Genomic DNA, 15,763 nt, shown 5'->3' with positions numbered 1-15,763 from the left:
CTTCTCCTCTTATATCTCTCTACGGCCTTCTAAAGCTTTCGATAGCGTTACTTCATCTGCATATTCTAAATCTCCACCAACTGGCAGACCATGTGCAATACGAGTTACTTTAATCCCTGTTGGCTTTAAGAGGCGGGATATGTACATTGCTGTAGCTTCCCCTTCAATATTAGGGTTTGTTGCTAATATCACTTCTTGTACTGTTTCATCTTGTAGTCTCTTTAATAACTGCGGGATATTAATATCCTCAGGTCCAATTCCCTCCATTGGAGAAATGGCACCACGCAAAACATGATATACACCTTGATACTCTTTCATTTTTTCCATCGCAATTACATCTTTCGGCTCTTGTACTACACAAATAACCGATTGATCCCTATGCGAATCGTCACAAATATAACAAGGATCGCGGTCAGTGATATGTCCGCACACAGAACAATACGCTAAATCTCGCTTCGCATTCACAAGTGCTTTTGCAAAACCTAGTACATCATCCTCTTTCATATCTAACACGAAAAACGCCAATCGAACCGCTGTTTTCGGTCCGATTCCTGGCAACTTCATAAAACTATCGATTAATTTTGATATCGGTTCTGGATAATGCATATATCAATATCCTCCTAGAACATTCCACCTGGTAAGTTCATGCCTTTTGTAAATTTGCCCATTGTAGAGTTTGAAAGTTCATCAACCTTTTTAAGTGCATCATTCGTTGCAGCTAATACTAAGTCTTGTAACATTTCAATATCTTCTGGATCTACAACTTCTTCTTTAATTTTCACTTCAAGAACTTGCTTATGGCCATTTGTGATAACAGTAACCATTCCGCCACCAGCTGTACCTTCAACTGTTTTTTCGCCAAGCTCTTCTTGTGCCTTCGCCATGTCTTTTTGCATCTTTTGCATTTGTTTCATCATATTATTCATATTTCCCATTCCGCCACGCATCATAATTAATTCCTCCTCATTATTATTACTCTTTTATTTCAATAAGTTCTTGCCCTACTAATTTTACAGCCTCTTCTATAAGAGGATCTTTTTTTTGTTCTGGGCTTTCTTCGGAATCCCCGCCTTCGCGTTGTAAAAAGTCTTCACGAATTTTACCCCATTCACTTTTTGGGATAGCAATCATATTTAACCTTTTACTTAACAATTCAAAAAGAGTTTGTTCCAATGTATCCATCGCTTCTCGATTTTCACTAGCCATTTTGCAATGAATCTCATATTGAAATGCTAACACATAGGTATCATCCGAAGCCGCAACTGGTTCACTATTTTCTAATAAAACAGCAAATGCTACTTTGTTATGTGATTTGAGCCTTCCTAACAATTCGCCCCATACAGCTTTTAACTGTTCTAAATCTTGACGCTTTGCTTGCTTTAACACTTCATTCACACGTCCAACAGGAATTTTCATACTTCCTGTTCGTACCGGTTTTGGTGTTGCCCGCGTCTCTCTTACTTCCTGCTGCACACCAGCTGGCACGCCATTCTTTTTAACTTGCTCTAACTCTTTCTCCAGTTGCTGCATCCTGTTCATAATCGCTTGTAAACGATCTGCGCCGTTTGCTTGCATCATAAACTGCTGACACAGTTGCACCATAACAACTTCCAAGAATATTCTTGGATGGTTTGTCCACTTCATCTCCTGTTGTCCCTTACTAAGGGTATGAATAATTTCATAGATTGCTTCCGGTTGCATTTCTTCAATTAACGTACGGAATTGATCATCTACAATTACCCGTTCCAACATATGTTCTAATTGTGGTGAAGTTTGATATAAAAGCATATCACGATAGTAGTAAATGAAATCCTCCATAAAGCGAACTGGATCTTTCCCTTTACTCATCATCTCATCTATAATACGTAACGCCCTTGATACATCATTTTCACGTATACATTCTACCAGGTCACCTAAATATCGCTGAGATACAGATCCCGTTACAGCTAAAACATCCTCGCTCGTCACCGTCTCATCACTATAAGAAATAGCTTGATCGATAAGACTGAGCGCATCACGCATACCACCTTCAGCAGCACGCGCTACGATTTGTAACGCTTCATCTTCTACTTGCGTACCTTCATTTGTCACGACTGTCGATAACCTCTCAACGATATCATTTACTGATATCTTTCGAAACTCAAAACGCTGACAACGTGAAATAATTGTAGCTGGAATCTTATGCGGTTCTGTTGTCGCCAGAATAAAAATAACATGTCCTGGCGGCTCTTCTAAAGTTTTCAAAAGCGCATTAAAGGCACCCATAGAAAGCATGTGAACTTCATCAATAATGTATACTTTATATCCTACAGCACTTGGAGCATATTTTACTTTATCTCTTATATCTCGAATTTCATCTACACCGTTATTTGAAGCCGCATCAATTTCTAATACATCTGAAATAGATCCTTGTGTAATTCCTAAACAAGAAGGACATTCATTACAAGGTTCAGCTACCGGGGCGTGTTCACAGTTAATTGCCTTTGCAAATACTTTTGCAATTGTCGTTTTCCCTGTTCCCCTCGGACCAGAAAACAAATAAGCATGTGAAGCTTTCTCTTGAAGAAGGGCATTTTGCAACGTTTTTGTCACGTGCTTTTGACCGACTACATCTTCGAATTTTTGCGGTCTCCATGTTCGGTATAACGCTTGGTATGACACGAAAATACGGCCTCCCTCAAAGGTTATTATCTCATTTATTATAACCCATTCTGTTTATAGATTCCAAAAGTTATTTTCCATACAAAAAACTCACCTTTATATTAAGGTGAGTTTTGTATACATATATAACTGCCGTGCACCTTCTGTCGATTACGTACCATAAGCGTTACTCAAGCAGTTAGCTCGGTTCAGGCACTCCTGCGGCACACGAGAAAACCCGCTTATTGCTGCTTCCTTCCGGACCTGACAAGGTTCACGGGGTCCCGTTGCGCAGGACCCAAACGTCAACACCACTTACTTAAGGCAGACCTTACAGCAGCATAACCTCGAGAAGGGATTCAGCCTCGCTAGAGCGGATTGCGAGTATAGGGCACCGCTACCTCCCCGCTTAGCACGGCAAAGTTAAAACCAATATTCGGTTGCCTTGGATAAGGCATTATCAGTATAACTTGTTTTTTTACAAAATGCAAATACGTTAGTTACCATTACTTTTCTCTAGTTTTTTCGCTTCTTTTCTTTTCTTACGAAGCTCCCTAAAAAAAATCGTTAACAACGTACCACATTCCTCTTCAAGTACACCAGCCACTACTTCACACTGATGATTAAAACGCTCATCAGTTAAAAGATTCATCAATGTACCTGCACATCCACCTTTCGGATCGCTCGCTCCATATACAACCCTTTTTACACGCGATAAAACAATTCCCCCTGCACACATTGGACAAGGTTCTAATGTTACATATAACGTTGCATCTTCTAAACGCCATGTCCCTAATTTTTTGCAAGCTTCATCAATAGCTAAGAGCTCGGCGTGAGCTATTGATCTCTGTTCAGTTTCTCTTAAATTATGCGCGACACTAATCACTTCATCATCTAGCACAATTACAGCACCAATTGGTACCTCTTGTATCGCCTCTGCCTTCTTTGCTTCCTCTATTGCTAACTGCATAAAATATATATCTCGCTCCATAATATAGTCCTTTCACCAAAAATAAAATACACTTTTTCATTTCTTGCAGGTGGGATAACTTTTGCAAATTCAATCCAACCTAAAGAAGAAAGAGAGGGAATTACATATGAAAAATACTGCCTTACTCATTATCGATATGATTAATGATTTTCAATTCTCCCACGGGCCCATCCTGGCACAGAAATGTGAAATTATAAAGAACCCCATTCTACAATTAAAGGACACCATGAAATCATTGGGCTATCCAATAATTTATGTCAATGATCACTATCAACTTTGGAGATCTGATATTAATCAACTTATTACTCATTGTACAAATAAGTATAGTAAAAATATTATCGAGGCCATTGCTCCGCATACTGACGATTACATTTTTATTAAACCACATTATTCTGCTTTTTATGAAACACCTTTGAATTCTTTATTAGGTTATTTGAAAATCGAAAATCTCATTTTAACAGGAATTGCCGGGAACATATGCATCCTTTTTACAGCTAATGATGCCCATATGAGAAATTATACACTTTATGTACCACGGGATTGCATCGCTTCTAATAACGAGCAAGATAATGAACATGCTTTAAAAATAATGGAGGCCACATTAAAGGCAAATATTGTACCGTCATCCCAAATAAAATTTAATTAATACATATCTATTTTCTAACTTTTTATATCAAATTAGTCCGCTCGCTCCCCTCTTGTGCTACAATAATTCTGTTTTGTGTTTTTAGTAGTCACGGTAAATCACTGATTGAAAGGAGGAAACAGCGTGACCGGAGTACCATTTATCACGGTTGAAGGACCAATTGGTGTTGGAAAAACTTCACTTGCGAAGGAACTTTCAACTCACATGCAACTCCACTTACTAAAAGAGATTGTTGATGAAAATCCTTTTTTAGGAAAATTCTATGAAGACATCGACGAATGGAGTTTTCAAACAGAGATGTTCTTTCTTTGTAATAGATACAAACAACTAGAGGATATTAACATAAAGTATTTGAATCAAAGGAAGCCTGTAGTAGCAGATTATCATATATTTAAAAATTTAATTTTTGCATCCCGTACATTAAAAGATGCTCAATATGACAAGTACATGCAAATTTATCGCATTCTTACGCAAGATATGCCTGTACCAAATGTCATCGTTTATTTAACAGCGAGCCTAGAAACATTACAAAAACGAATTGCGATGCGCGGAAGAGAATTCGAAAAAAATATGGATCCAAATTACTTACTACAGCTTACAAAAGATTACGAAACAGCAATGGATGCTTTCAAAAAGGACCATCCAGATATTCCAGTATTGAAATTTAATGGAGACGATATGGATTTTGTAAGAAATCCTGATGATTTAAATGTCATCTTATCCGCTCTTCAAAATACTCTCTTGAAGGAGTCGAAATAACAATGAATTTAAGGCAAAAATATGATATACCAAATGATGCAGTTATCACTATTGCTGGAACAGTAGGTGTCGGTAAATCCACTATGACAACTGCATTAGCTAACGCTTTAGGTTATCGTACATCTTTTGAAAAAGTAGATTCCAACCCATATTTGGACAAGTTCTATGCTGATTTCACACGCTGGAGCTTTCACTTACAAGTGTACTTTTTAGCAGAACGATTTAAAGAACAAAAAAGAATTTTCGAATATGGTGGCGGTTTTGTTCAAGACCGTTCTATCTATGAGGACACTGGTATTTTCGCAAAGATGCATCACGAAAAAGGTACAATGACTGAAACTGATTATGAAACATACAAAGGTTTATTTGATGCTATGGTCATGACTCCTTACTTCCCTCATCCAGACTTATTAATTTACCTAGAAGGTTCGTTTGATGATATTGTCGATCGTATTCAAGAACGAGGACGTCCAATGGAGCAGCAAACACCAATCGAGTATTGGAAAGAGATGCATGGACGTTACGATAACTGGATTAATAACTTTAATTCATGCCCTATTTTACGATTAAACATTAATGAATACGATATTTTAAAAGATGGCGATTCAGTCGAACCAATCATTAAAAAAATTGGACATTTTTTAAAACAAACACGTAAACTTGTAAAATAAAAAACCCGTGCATATGCACGGGTTTTCCTATGAAATTACTTTTTCTTTTTCGTTGGAGCAATAATTTCACTCTCTGGCTTTCCAGCATTAATACGCTGACGAACAGTACTCGTACTAATATCATATGTTTCAGCAATCTCTTTAACGGTCATTTCTTTCCCGTTAATTACTGCTGTTAGTAATTTCCCTGTACGTTTTGGAGTTACTTCTTTTTGCACAGCTGGTTTTTCAGCTTCTTTTGGCACCTCTACTTTTTTTGCAACCTGTTTTACATCACAAGTGCAACCACAAAGCTTACGGAATGTATCATCACTTATAATGCGCGACACATTTGCACCACTGTTTAAAATTCTATTGTTCTTACAGACAGGACATTGTACATAATATAAAGTTTTTCCATCTAAAGGAAACGTTTGTATAATAAGATCCATGTTAACTCCTTTCATATCTATGAAGATAATCATCGGAATATGAGTGTGTAATAAGGACACTATATCCTTACATCATACTTTATGATTGGTTTTAAAATAAAAACTCGTTACGTGTTGGTAACGAGTTCTCCAATCTCCACTTATATGCGCTGTTGTCAATTATATCTGGAGGAGGTAGAGGGATTCGAACCCCCGCGCGACTCTCGCCGCCTGTCGGTTTTCAAGACCGATCCCTTCAGCCAGACTTGGGTATACCTCCATATTGACATCAAATATAATATCAAAAGAAAAACAGTTAGTCAACCCTACTATAATAAATTATGAGGAAAGGGAAATTTTACTTTCCCTCTCCTTTATGACATTGCTGACAACGCCCATAATTACCAATCACTCATACCGATGAATGTTTTAACTTATTTAATAACTGTTTTTCCTCCCATATAAGGGCGAAGAACTTCTGGAATTATAATTGTACCATCTTCTTGTTGGTAGTTCTCTAAAATAGCTGCCACTGTACGTCCAATTGCAAGACCAGATCCATTTAGTGTATGAACATGTTCCGGTTTGCCATTTGGCTCACGGCGGAAACGGATATTCGCACGTCTCGCTTGGAAAGCCTCAAAATTACTACAAGAAGAAATTTCACGATATGTGCCATAGCTTGGAATCCATACTTCAATATCGTATTTCTTCGCTGCTGTAAATCCTAAATCTCCTGTACACATGCTCATAACGCGATATGGCAACTCTAATAATTGTAACACGCGCTCTGCATCATTTGTTAATTTTTCTAACTCTTCGTAAGAATCTTCTGGTTTCACGAACTTCACAAGCTCAACTTTATTAAATTGGTGTTGGCGAATTAAACCGCGTGTATCACGACCAGCTGAACCTGCTTCAGAACGGAAGCATGAGCTAAACGCAGCATATCGTATCGGCAATTGCTCTTTACTCACAATCTCATCACGATGCATATTCGTTACAGGTACTTCAGCTGTTGGGATTAGGAAATAGTCTTCACTTTCAATACGGAATGCATCTTCTTCAAACTTCGGAAGTTGTCCTGTTCCTGTCATACTTGCACGGTTTACCATATAAGGAGGCAATACTTCCTCATATCCATGCTCATCAGTATGAAGGTCAAGCATAAAGCTAATCAAAGCACGTTCTAATCTTGCACCAGCACCTTTGTAAAATACAAATCGGCTTCCTGTTACTTTCCCAGCACGTTCAAAATCTAAAATCCCTAAATCAGTAGCAAGGTCCCAATGTGGTTTTGGCTCATAAGTAAATTCTTTCACTTCTCCCCAAGTACGTGCTACTACGTTATCATCCTCTGTTTCACCTATTGGAGCAGATTCATGAGGAATATTTGGGATAGATAGCATTAATCTTTCTAAATCTTCTTCAACTGTACGAAGCTCATTATCAAGATCTTTTACTTTTTCCCCAACTTCACGCATTTCTAGAATTAGAGCTTCCGCATCTTTCTTTTCACGCTTTAATACTGAAATTTGTTGAGATACTTCGTTACGCTTACTTTTTAGTTCTTCAGTTTGAACAAGTAGCTCTCTTCTTCTCGTATCAAGTTCTTCAAAGCGACCAAAATCCGTTAAATCTTCGCCTCTATGCTGTAATTTTGCTTTTACTTCTTCAAAATTTGTACGTAAAAATTTAATATCAAGCATTATATACTCCTCCTTTTATTTTATAAAACACAAAAAACTCCCGTCCCTATACAAAGGGACGGAAGTTAACCCGCGTTGCCACCCTAGTTGAAAGCATTACCGCTTTCCTCTCAAGTAGAAATAACGGCTCTTCACCGGGAATGCTTACTAATCAAAAGATATTCCACATTCCATTCCAGGATGGATTCACAAACTGTTTCTATCGATTTCCACCAACCATCGACTCTCTATAAGAAACAACATTTGTTACTACTTCCTATCAACACGCTTATTTTATAAAATTGTTACCATCAATTTACTATAATCTTATACAAGTTGCAAGTTACTTATACAACTTTTTTCATTTTCGCTTCTTTTACCATCTCTACAAAGTATGCTGTTACACGGTGATCATCCGTTAATTCTGGATGGAAAGAAGCAGCTAAAAACTGACATTGTCTTACCGCTACCATTCGATCGCCATGTGTAGAAAGTACTTCAACATCATCAGCTACATTTACAACATACGGAGCACGGATAAATACACCAACAAAGTCTTCTCCCACACCCTTCATTGAAAGTGCAGCTTCAAAACTATCTTTTTGGCGTCCGAACGCATTGCGCTCAACCGTTATATCCATAGCACCAATATGTGCTTCTTCATAGCCAATAAGTGTTTTCGCAAGAAGAATCATTCCTGCACATGTACCAAACATTGGTTTACCAGACCTCGCAAATGTACGAAGAGGCTCCATGAAAGCATACTTATCAATAAGACGGCGCATTGTTGTACTTTCACCGCCTGGTAAAATAAGACCATCAATTTCTTCAAGTTGTTCTATACGCTTTACAACAACAGCTTCTGCACCACTTGCTTCAACTGATTTCACATGCTCACGAACAGCACCTTGAAGACCTAGCACACCGATTTTCACCATTTTAAAGATCTCCTTTAATTACCATCCACGCTCTTGCATGCGTTGTTCTGGTAATAACGTTGAAATTTCGACACCTTTCATTGCATTACCTAGTCCTTTAGAAAGGCTTGCAATTAGTTCGTAATCTTCATAATGAGTCGTTGCTTCAACGATTGCACGTGCAAATTTCTCTGGGTTTTCTGATTTGAAGATACCAGATCCAACAAATACACCATCAGCACCAAGTTGCATCATTAACGCTGCATCTGCTGGTGTTGCTACACCACCTGCTGCAAAGTTTACAACTGGTAAACGACCAAGGCGTTTAATTTCAAGTAGTACTTCATAAGGAGCACCAGTATTTTTTGCATATGTCATTAACTCATCTTCACGTAGACTCGCAACTTGACGGATTTCTGCATTGACTTGGCGCATATGACGCACTGCCTCTACAATGTTTCCTGTTCCAGGCTCACCTTTTGTACGAAGCATAGATGCACCTTCTGCAATACGACGTGCAGCTTCTCCGATATCACGGCAACCACATACAAACGGAACTGTGTAATCACGTTTATTTAAATGGTATACTTCATCAGCAGGAGTTAATACTTCACTCTCATCGATATAGTCTACCCCTAATGATTCTAATACACGTGCTTCTACAAGGTGACCGATACGGCATTTTGCCATAACCGGAATTGACACAGCACCCATAACTTCTTCAACAATTGTTGGATCTGCCATACGAGAAACGCCACCTACTGCACGAATATCTGCAGGTACACGCTCTAATGCCATAACAGCAACTGCGCCTGCCTCTTCTGCAATCCTTGCTTGCTCAGCGTTAACTACGTCCATAATAACGCCGCCTTTTTGCATTTCTGCCATTCCACGTTTTACACGTTCTGTCCCTGTTACATTTGTCATGTACAAAAACCCCCCTAGGTGAATTGCTTTCCCCCGTTAAAGAAGAAAATTAAGAATACTCTTACATTCTACCACTAACTATCTGATGCTTGTCCACTACTTTTTCATAAAGTCGGTATGAAAAATAGGAATAAGAAAAAGCTCCTACAATGAGGAGCTTTTAAAACCAACCTTTTACTGTATCAACAGCACTATTCCACATACCACTAAAGAAAGAACCAATTCCGCGCATAGAACGTGTGAACCAGCCTGCCTCTTCTACTTCAGACTTTGTTACAAGGTCTACTTGTAATGATTTTCCTGATAAAAATCCAGGGTCATTACTATCTTTAGACGTTACAACCATTTGGCCAAGTGCAACTCCTTTTTTCATAGGTGCTTCTTGTACCTTATTTCCTTCTTTAAATTCTGTTTTATAAACGTCTTTACTTCCCTTTGGCACCGGAACTGAAACAGCTTGCTTCGTTTGAACTGCTACATCTTTATCTTTCGCATTTTCAACTCTTACTGTTTCTTTTCCTTTAACCGAAGAACCTTTTTCATACATTTTCTTCATTTCAAAGTTAGCAAAGCCATAATCATATAATTTCTTTGTCTCATCAAATCTTGCTGTATGAGATTTTGTTTTAATAACTACAGAAATGAAACGCATACCATTTCTTTCAATCGTACCAGTGAAACAATCTCCTGCTTCTGGAGTTGATCCTGTTTTCAGACCATCTACGCCTTCATATTCCTTAATTAACCCTTTTAACATCCAGTTCCAGTTAGGCATTTCGATCCGATCCGGAGTACCTTCACGGAATACTTTTTTTGAAATTTTTGCTATGTCTAATGTTTTAGGGAAATCTTGAATAAGACGTTGTGCTAAAATTGCTACATCTCTCGCAGACATTTTATTTTCTTCATCTGGAGTTGTCCCTTCAGGATGGTGTCCTTTTAAATCTTTGTTCGTTAAGCCCGTAGAATTTACAAACTTATAATTTTTTAATCCAAACTCTTTCGATTTATCATTCATCATTTTTACAAAGTCTACTTCTTTTCCAGCAACTGCTTCAGCTAACGCTATTGTTGCACCATTAGCAGAATAAATTGCCATTGCTTCGTATAGCTCTTTTACTGTATAAGACTCACCGTTTCGTAGAGGCACATTCGATAATGAACGATCTTGCGAAATGTTATACGCATATTCGGAAACCTTAACTTTTTGATCCCATTTTAGTTTCCCTTTCGCAACAGCCTCGTTCACTAGGTATTCACTCATCATTTTTGTCATACTAGCAATTGATAATAACTCATCTGCATTTTTTTGATATAAAATCTTCCCAGAATTCGCTTCTACTAAAATTGCCGCACCTGCTTCAATGTTTAAAGCGGCTCCTGTTTCTGCTGATGCATTGCTATATGGTACAAGCATGCTACAAGCTATTGTAAGCACTGTTACCAACGCAATGAATCTTTTGCAAAACATACCTTTCACTTTTGCTACCCCCAATATCTATGTACTCACATAACCGTTATTCTAACATAATCAAAAAAAAATAGACAGAGATATCAAATCTCCGTCTATTTACATATAAGACATTATAATGAGTAGTTTGGAGCCTCTTTTGTAATCTGTACGTGATGAGGATGGCTTTCACGTAAACCAGCACCTGACATACGAATGAACTGCGCATTCTCACGTAAGAATTCTAAATTCTGTGCTCCGCAGTATCCCATACCTGCACGTAATCCACCAACTAATTGATGAACTGTATCTGCTAAAGGTCCTTTATATGGTACTCGTCCTTCAATACCTTCTGGAACAAGTTTTTTGTTTCCTTCTTGGAAATAGCGATCTTTACTTCCTTTTTCCATTGCTCCAACAGAACCCATACCACGATATACTTTAAATTGACGGCCTTGGTAAATTTCAGTTTCTCCAGGGCTTTCAGCTACACCAGCGAACATACTACCTAGCATAACAACGTGTGCCCCTGCCGCTAAAGCTTTAACCATATCACCAGAGTACTTAACACCGCCATCTGCAATAACTGGAATACCATGTTTACGAGCTTCAGTTGCACAATCATAAACTGCTGTTAATTGTGGTACACCAACTCCAGCTACAACACGCGTTGTACAAATAGAACCTGGTCCAATACCAACTTTAACTACATTTGCACCAGCTTCAATTAATGCTTTCGTTGCTTCAGCTGTAGCAACATTTCCAGCAATAATATTTAGTGCTGGATATTTTGCGCGAACTTCTTTTACTTTTTCAATAACACCTTGAGAATGTCCATGAGCTGTATCAAGTACAATTGCATCTACACTCGCTTTTACTAATGCATCGATACGAAGCATTGCATCAGCTGTTACACCAACTGCCGCTCCAACCAATAAGCGTCCTTGCTTATCCTTTGCAGAGTTTGGAAATTCAATTACTTTTTCAATATCTTTTATTGTAATAAGCCCTTGTAATACACCGCTATTATCAACAAGAGGAAGCTTTTCAATTTTATACTTTTGTAGGATCTTTTCAGCTTCTCCTAGTGTAGTACCAACTGGGGCTGTAATTAACTGTTCTTTTGTCATTACGTCAGAAATTTTGATTGAGTAGTCTTGGATGAAGCGCATATCACGGTTTGTAATAATACCAACTAATTTTCGCTCATCTAAATTATTTACAACTGGTACACCTGAGATGCGGTATTTTCCCATAAGATGTTCCGCATCATATACTTGATGTTCTGGAGTTAAAAAGAATGGATCTGAAATAACGCCGCTTTCAGAGCGTTTTACTTTGTCAACTTGCTCTGCCTGATGCTCAATAGACATATTCTTATGGATGATTCCTAAACCGCCTTGACGAGCCATTGCAATAGCCATATCAGCTTCTGTTACTGTATCCATTCCTGCACTAATTAACGGGATGTTTAACTGTAAGCTTTCAGATAAAACTGTTTTAACACTTACTTCTCTTGGTAATATATCTGACTTTGCTGGTACAAGTAATACATCATCAAAAGTCAAACCTTCTTTAACAAATTTAGATTCCCACATAATTGTTCCCCCCATAATACCAGAAATTATTATTAGTAGCTTATCAATTGGTTAAAATACTGTCAAGAAAGTATGAATATGTTAGAATTTTTAGACAATAAAAGGAGCGTAATATATGCATCATACACCTTGTGCTTGGCAGCAATTAAGTTTCTTCTTTTCATCTCAAAACGTACAACATTATCTTGCCCGTTGTTATGAAAAATCCTCGATTCAGGATGCCGAAAAAAAAGGTTTTGAAAATTGTTATCCATTTATTTATTACTTAGAACACGGTAAAAATTATTATGAATTATATAAAACAGCGCCATTTTCCATTCAGCCAATGCTGTTATTTTATGGAATGGGACAACTTTTTAAAGCTTGTTTATTAACTATTAATCCAAACTATCCAGAATCAACAACTGTTTTAGCACATGGAGTGACAACCCGTAAACGAAAAAAACAAGGATATCAATTTTTAGAAGATGAGGTGAAAATACAGAAAAACGGACTATTTACTCACGCTGCAGAACAACTGTTTCACATGAAACACTTGGAAACAGAAAAGTTTAATATGTTAGAGTTAATGGGGACAATCCCTGAGTTACAACATTTATTTCGCTATAGTCAAAAAGGAACAACATTATATAAAATCGATTCAACAAATAAAAATGAGCTCTCCTTTTCAGTCAACATACTAGATCGACTACATATGACTAAAGAGAGATTTTCTCGTTACATCGAAACAGCTTGTAAGCATTTATCAATACAACACGTACCTGAGAAAAATAATGAATTAAATGTGTTTTTTTCAGCACCTATTCAATCATGGAATCCTATGTATAGCACACCTTTATACTACGAGTATCTTGCTGATACTTATTATTTACCACTTACGAACGACCCTAGAAACTCTAAGCCAGTGTTGCCTGAGCTCCTTGTTCATTATTTATTGCTCTATAATTTAAGTATGATTTCGAGGTATGAAACAGATTGGTGGTATGACTTACTTGGAAGCTATGGATCTGAAGATTATCCATTTATTTATCAGTTTCTCAATATTTCTGCTCAAAAAATCCCTTACTATATTTCAGCATTTTTACTAAAGGAATCCAACCTATTTCATGGGAAATAAAAAAACACAAGTCAAAAGACTTGTGTTTTTATCTTGCTTGGCGACGTCCTACTCTCACAGGGACAAGGTCCCAACTACCATCGGCGCTAGAGAGCTTAACTTCCGTGTTCGGTATGGGAACGGGTGTGACCTCTCTGCCATCATCACCAAACTATTGAAGGTATATTCCTTCAAAACTAGATAACATTTGCTTCATATTATATGGTTAAGTCCTCGATCTATTAGTATTCGTCAGCTCCACATGTCACCATGCTTCCACCTCGAACCTATCAACCTGATCATCTTTCAGGGATCTTACTAGCTTACGCTATGGGAAATCTCATCTTGAGGGGGGCTTCATGCTTAGATGCTTTCAGCACTTATCCCTTCCGCACATAGCTACCCAGCTATGCCCTTGGCAGAACAACTGGTACACCAGCGGTGCGTCCATCCCGGTCCTCTCGTACTAAGGACAGCTCCTCTCAAATTTCCTGCGCCCACGACGGATAGGGACCGAACTGTCTCACGACGTTCTGAACCCAGCTCGCGTACCGCTTTAATGGGCGAACAGCCCAACCCTTGGGACCGACTACAGCCCCAGGATGCGATGAGCCGACATCGAGGTGCCAAACCTCCCCGTCGATGTGGACTCTTGGGGGAGATAAGCCTGTTATCCCCGGGGTAGCTTTTATCCGTTGAGCGATGGCCCTTCCATGCGGAACCACCGGATCACTAAGCCCGACTTTCGTCCCTGCTCGACTTGTAGGTCTCGCAGTCAAGCTCCCTTATGCCTTTGCACTCTACGAATGATTTCCAACCATTCTGAGGGAACCTTTGGGCGCCTCCGTTACACTTTAGGAGGCGACCGCCCCAGTCAAACTGCCCACCTGACACTGTCTCCCGGGTCGATAAGACCCGTAGGTTAGAATTTCAATACAGTCAGGGCGGTATCCCACCAGCGCCTCCACCGAAGCTAGCGCTCCGGTTTCAATGGCTCCCGCCTATCCTGTACAAACTGTACCAAAATTCAATATCAGGCTACAGTAAAGCTCCACGGGGTCTTTCCGTCCTGTCGCGGGTAACCTGCATCTTCACAGGTACTATAATTTCACCGAGTCTCTGGTTGAGACAGTGCCCAAATCGTTACACCTTTCGTGCGGGTCGGAACTTACCCGACAAGGAATTTCGCTACCTTAGGACCGTTATAGTTACGGCCGCCGTTTACTGGGGCTTCAGTTCAGAGCTTCGCTTACGCTAACCCCTCTCCTTAACCTTCCAGCACCGGGCAGGTGTCAGCCCCTATACTTCGCCTTACGGCTTCGCAGAGACCTGTGTTTTTGCTAAACAGTCGCTTGGGCCTATTCACTGCGGCTTTCCGTTAAGAAAGCACCCCTTCTCCCGAAGTTACGGGGTCATTTTGCCGAGTTCCTTAACCAGAGTTCTCTCGCACACCTTAGGATTCTCTCCTCGCCTACCTGTGTCGGTTTGCGGTACAGGCACCTTTTATCTCGCTAGAAGCTTTTCTTGGCAGCGGGGAATCAAAGACTTCGCTCCATAAGGAGCTTCCCCATCACAGCTCAGCCTTCACGATAAGCGGATTTGCCTACTTATCAGCCTAACTGCTTGGACGTGCACAACCAATCGCACGCTTCTTCTATCCTTCTGCGTCCCTCCATTGCTCAAACGATAAAGAGGTGGTACAGGAATATCAACCTGTTGTCCATCGCCTACGCCTGTCGGCCTCGGCTTAGGTCCTGACTAACCCTGAGCGGACGAGCCTTCCTCAGGAAACCTTAGGCATTCGGTGGACGGGATTCTCACCCGTCTTTCGCTACTCATACCGGCATTCTCACTTCTAAGCGCTCCACCAGTCCTTCCGGTCTGACTTCACTGCACTTAGAACGCTCCCCTACCACTGATACCATTGGTATCAATTCGCAGCTTCGGTGGTGTATTTAGCCCCGGTACAT

The 15,763-nt window shown here is 39.3% G+C and carries 14 protein-coding genes, 1 tRNA gene, 2 rRNA genes, 1 other RNA gene and 1 other annotated feature (1 of these 19 running past the window's edge); of the genes, 4 read left to right on the top strand and 14 right to left on the bottom strand.

The annotated features are described in order from the left end of the window. Positions 1 to 9 precede the first annotated feature (9 nt). The 5 genes from recR to tadA all read right to left on the bottom strand — a co-directional run bounded on the left by recR (position 10) and on the right by tadA (position 3,631). Complete coding sequence (gene recR, locus NSQ47_RS20765; protein WP_002159648.1) at positions 10 to 606, bottom strand: recombination protein RecR; 597 nt, start codon at positions 604 to 606, stop codon at positions 10 to 12. 14 nt (positions 607 to 620) lie between these two features. After that, complete coding sequence (locus tag NSQ47_RS20760) at positions 621 to 947, bottom strand: YbaB/EbfC family nucleoid-associated protein (protein ID WP_171902539.1); 327 nt, start codon at positions 945 to 947, stop codon at positions 621 to 623. A gap of 25 nt (positions 948 to 972) precedes the next feature. Further along, positions 973 to 2,661, bottom strand: coding sequence for a DNA polymerase III subunit gamma/tau (gene dnaX, locus NSQ47_RS20755; protein ID WP_341037938.1), 1,689 nt, complete (start codon positions 2,659 to 2,661; stop codon positions 973 to 975). Positions 2,662 to 2,793: 132 nt separating this feature from the next. Further along, positions 2,794 to 3,058: signal recognition particle sRNA large type (ffs, locus tag NSQ47_RS20750), an RNA gene on the bottom strand. 78 nt (positions 3,059 to 3,136) lie between these two features. Next, positions 3,137 to 3,631, bottom strand: a complete 495-nt coding sequence (gene tadA / locus NSQ47_RS20745) for a tRNA adenosine(34) deaminase TadA (RefSeq protein WP_002151937.1) — start codon at positions 3,629 to 3,631, stop codon at positions 3,137 to 3,139. Between the two features lie 106 nt (positions 3,632 to 3,737). Between tadA and NSQ47_RS20740 the strand changes: the two genes are divergently transcribed. The 3 genes from NSQ47_RS20740 to NSQ47_RS20730 all read left to right on the top strand — a co-directional run bounded on the left by NSQ47_RS20740 (position 3,738) and on the right by NSQ47_RS20730 (position 5,707). Beyond that, complete coding sequence (locus NSQ47_RS20740) at positions 3,738 to 4,277, top strand: isochorismatase family cysteine hydrolase (protein WP_002107274.1); 540 nt, start codon at positions 3,738 to 3,740, stop codon at positions 4,275 to 4,277. Between the two features lie 123 nt (positions 4,278 to 4,400). Beyond that, on the top strand, positions 4,401 to 5,036 hold the full coding sequence (locus NSQ47_RS20735) for a deoxynucleoside kinase (RefSeq protein ID WP_002159650.1): 636 nt from the start codon (positions 4,401 to 4,403) through the stop codon (positions 5,034 to 5,036). Between the two features lie 2 nt (positions 5,037 to 5,038). Beyond that, the gene (locus NSQ47_RS20730) at positions 5,039 to 5,707 is read left to right on the top strand and encodes a deoxynucleoside kinase (protein WP_016106808.1); all 669 of its coding nucleotides are present in this window, start codon (positions 5,039 to 5,041) and stop codon (positions 5,705 to 5,707) included. A gap of 35 nt (positions 5,708 to 5,742) precedes the next feature. On the opposite strand, the gene NSQ47_RS20725 is transcribed toward NSQ47_RS20730, so the two are convergent. The 7 genes from NSQ47_RS20725 to guaB form a co-directional block, all read right to left on the bottom strand. Beyond that, positions 5,743 to 6,138, bottom strand: a complete 396-nt coding sequence (locus NSQ47_RS20725) for a DUF3797 domain-containing protein (RefSeq protein ID WP_002107271.1) — start codon at positions 6,136 to 6,138, stop codon at positions 5,743 to 5,745. Positions 6,139 to 6,304: 166 nt separating this feature from the next. After that, positions 6,305 to 6,397, bottom strand: a tRNA-Ser gene (locus NSQ47_RS20720). Between the two features lie 154 nt (positions 6,398 to 6,551). Beyond that, a complete protein-coding gene (gene serS, locus NSQ47_RS20715; RefSeq protein ID WP_002009617.1) occupies positions 6,552 to 7,826 on the bottom strand; it encodes a serine--tRNA ligase in 1,275 nt (424 codons plus the stop codon). Positions 7,827 to 7,877: 51 nt separating this feature from the next. After that, positions 7,878 to 8,098 (bottom strand) — a binding site (T-box leader). A gap of 54 nt (positions 8,099 to 8,152) precedes the next feature. Further along, the gene (pdxT, locus tag NSQ47_RS20710; protein ID WP_016106807.1) at positions 8,153 to 8,743 is read right to left on the bottom strand and encodes a pyridoxal 5'-phosphate synthase glutaminase subunit PdxT; all 591 of its coding nucleotides are present in this window, start codon (positions 8,741 to 8,743) and stop codon (positions 8,153 to 8,155) included. Positions 8,744 to 8,761: 18 nt separating this feature from the next. After that, the gene (gene pdxS / locus NSQ47_RS20705; RefSeq protein ID WP_002151929.1) at positions 8,762 to 9,649 is read right to left on the bottom strand and encodes a pyridoxal 5'-phosphate synthase lyase subunit PdxS; all 888 of its coding nucleotides are present in this window, start codon (positions 9,647 to 9,649) and stop codon (positions 8,762 to 8,764) included. Positions 9,650 to 9,809: 160 nt separating this feature from the next. Beyond that, complete coding sequence (locus NSQ47_RS20700) at positions 9,810 to 11,120, bottom strand: D-alanyl-D-alanine carboxypeptidase family protein (RefSeq protein ID WP_341038253.1); 1,311 nt, start codon at positions 11,118 to 11,120, stop codon at positions 9,810 to 9,812. A gap of 113 nt (positions 11,121 to 11,233) precedes the next feature. After that, positions 11,234 to 12,697: an IMP dehydrogenase gene (guaB, locus tag NSQ47_RS20695; protein ID WP_002159656.1), complete on the bottom strand. Its 1,464-nt coding sequence runs from the start codon at positions 12,695 to 12,697 to the stop codon at positions 11,234 to 11,236. A gap of 115 nt (positions 12,698 to 12,812) precedes the next feature. On the opposite strand from guaB, the gene NSQ47_RS20690 reads away from it, so the two are divergent. Further along, positions 12,813 to 13,814 carry a YaaC family protein gene (locus NSQ47_RS20690; RefSeq protein WP_341037935.1) on the top strand — a complete coding sequence of 334 codons (1,002 nt, stop codon included), beginning with the start codon at positions 12,813 to 12,815 and terminating at the stop codon, positions 13,812 to 13,814. Between the two features lie 35 nt (positions 13,815 to 13,849). On the opposite strand, the gene rrf is transcribed toward NSQ47_RS20690, so the two are convergent. Next, positions 13,850 to 13,965: ribosomal RNA gene (rrf, locus tag NSQ47_RS20685) — 5S ribosomal RNA — on the bottom strand. A 50-nt stretch (positions 13,966 to 14,015) separates the two neighbouring features. Next, positions 14,016 to 15,763 (bottom strand): 23S ribosomal RNA (locus tag NSQ47_RS20680); it runs 1,174 nt beyond the window's last position.

This window comes from Bacillus sp. FSL R10-2780 (assembly GCF_038006125.1).
Taxonomy (GTDB): Bacteria; Bacillota; Bacilli; order Bacillales; family Bacillaceae_G; genus Bacillus_A; species Bacillus_A cereus_U.
Note: the sequence above shows the minus strand (reverse complement) of the source record. Positions and strands in the feature narration are given on the sequence as shown.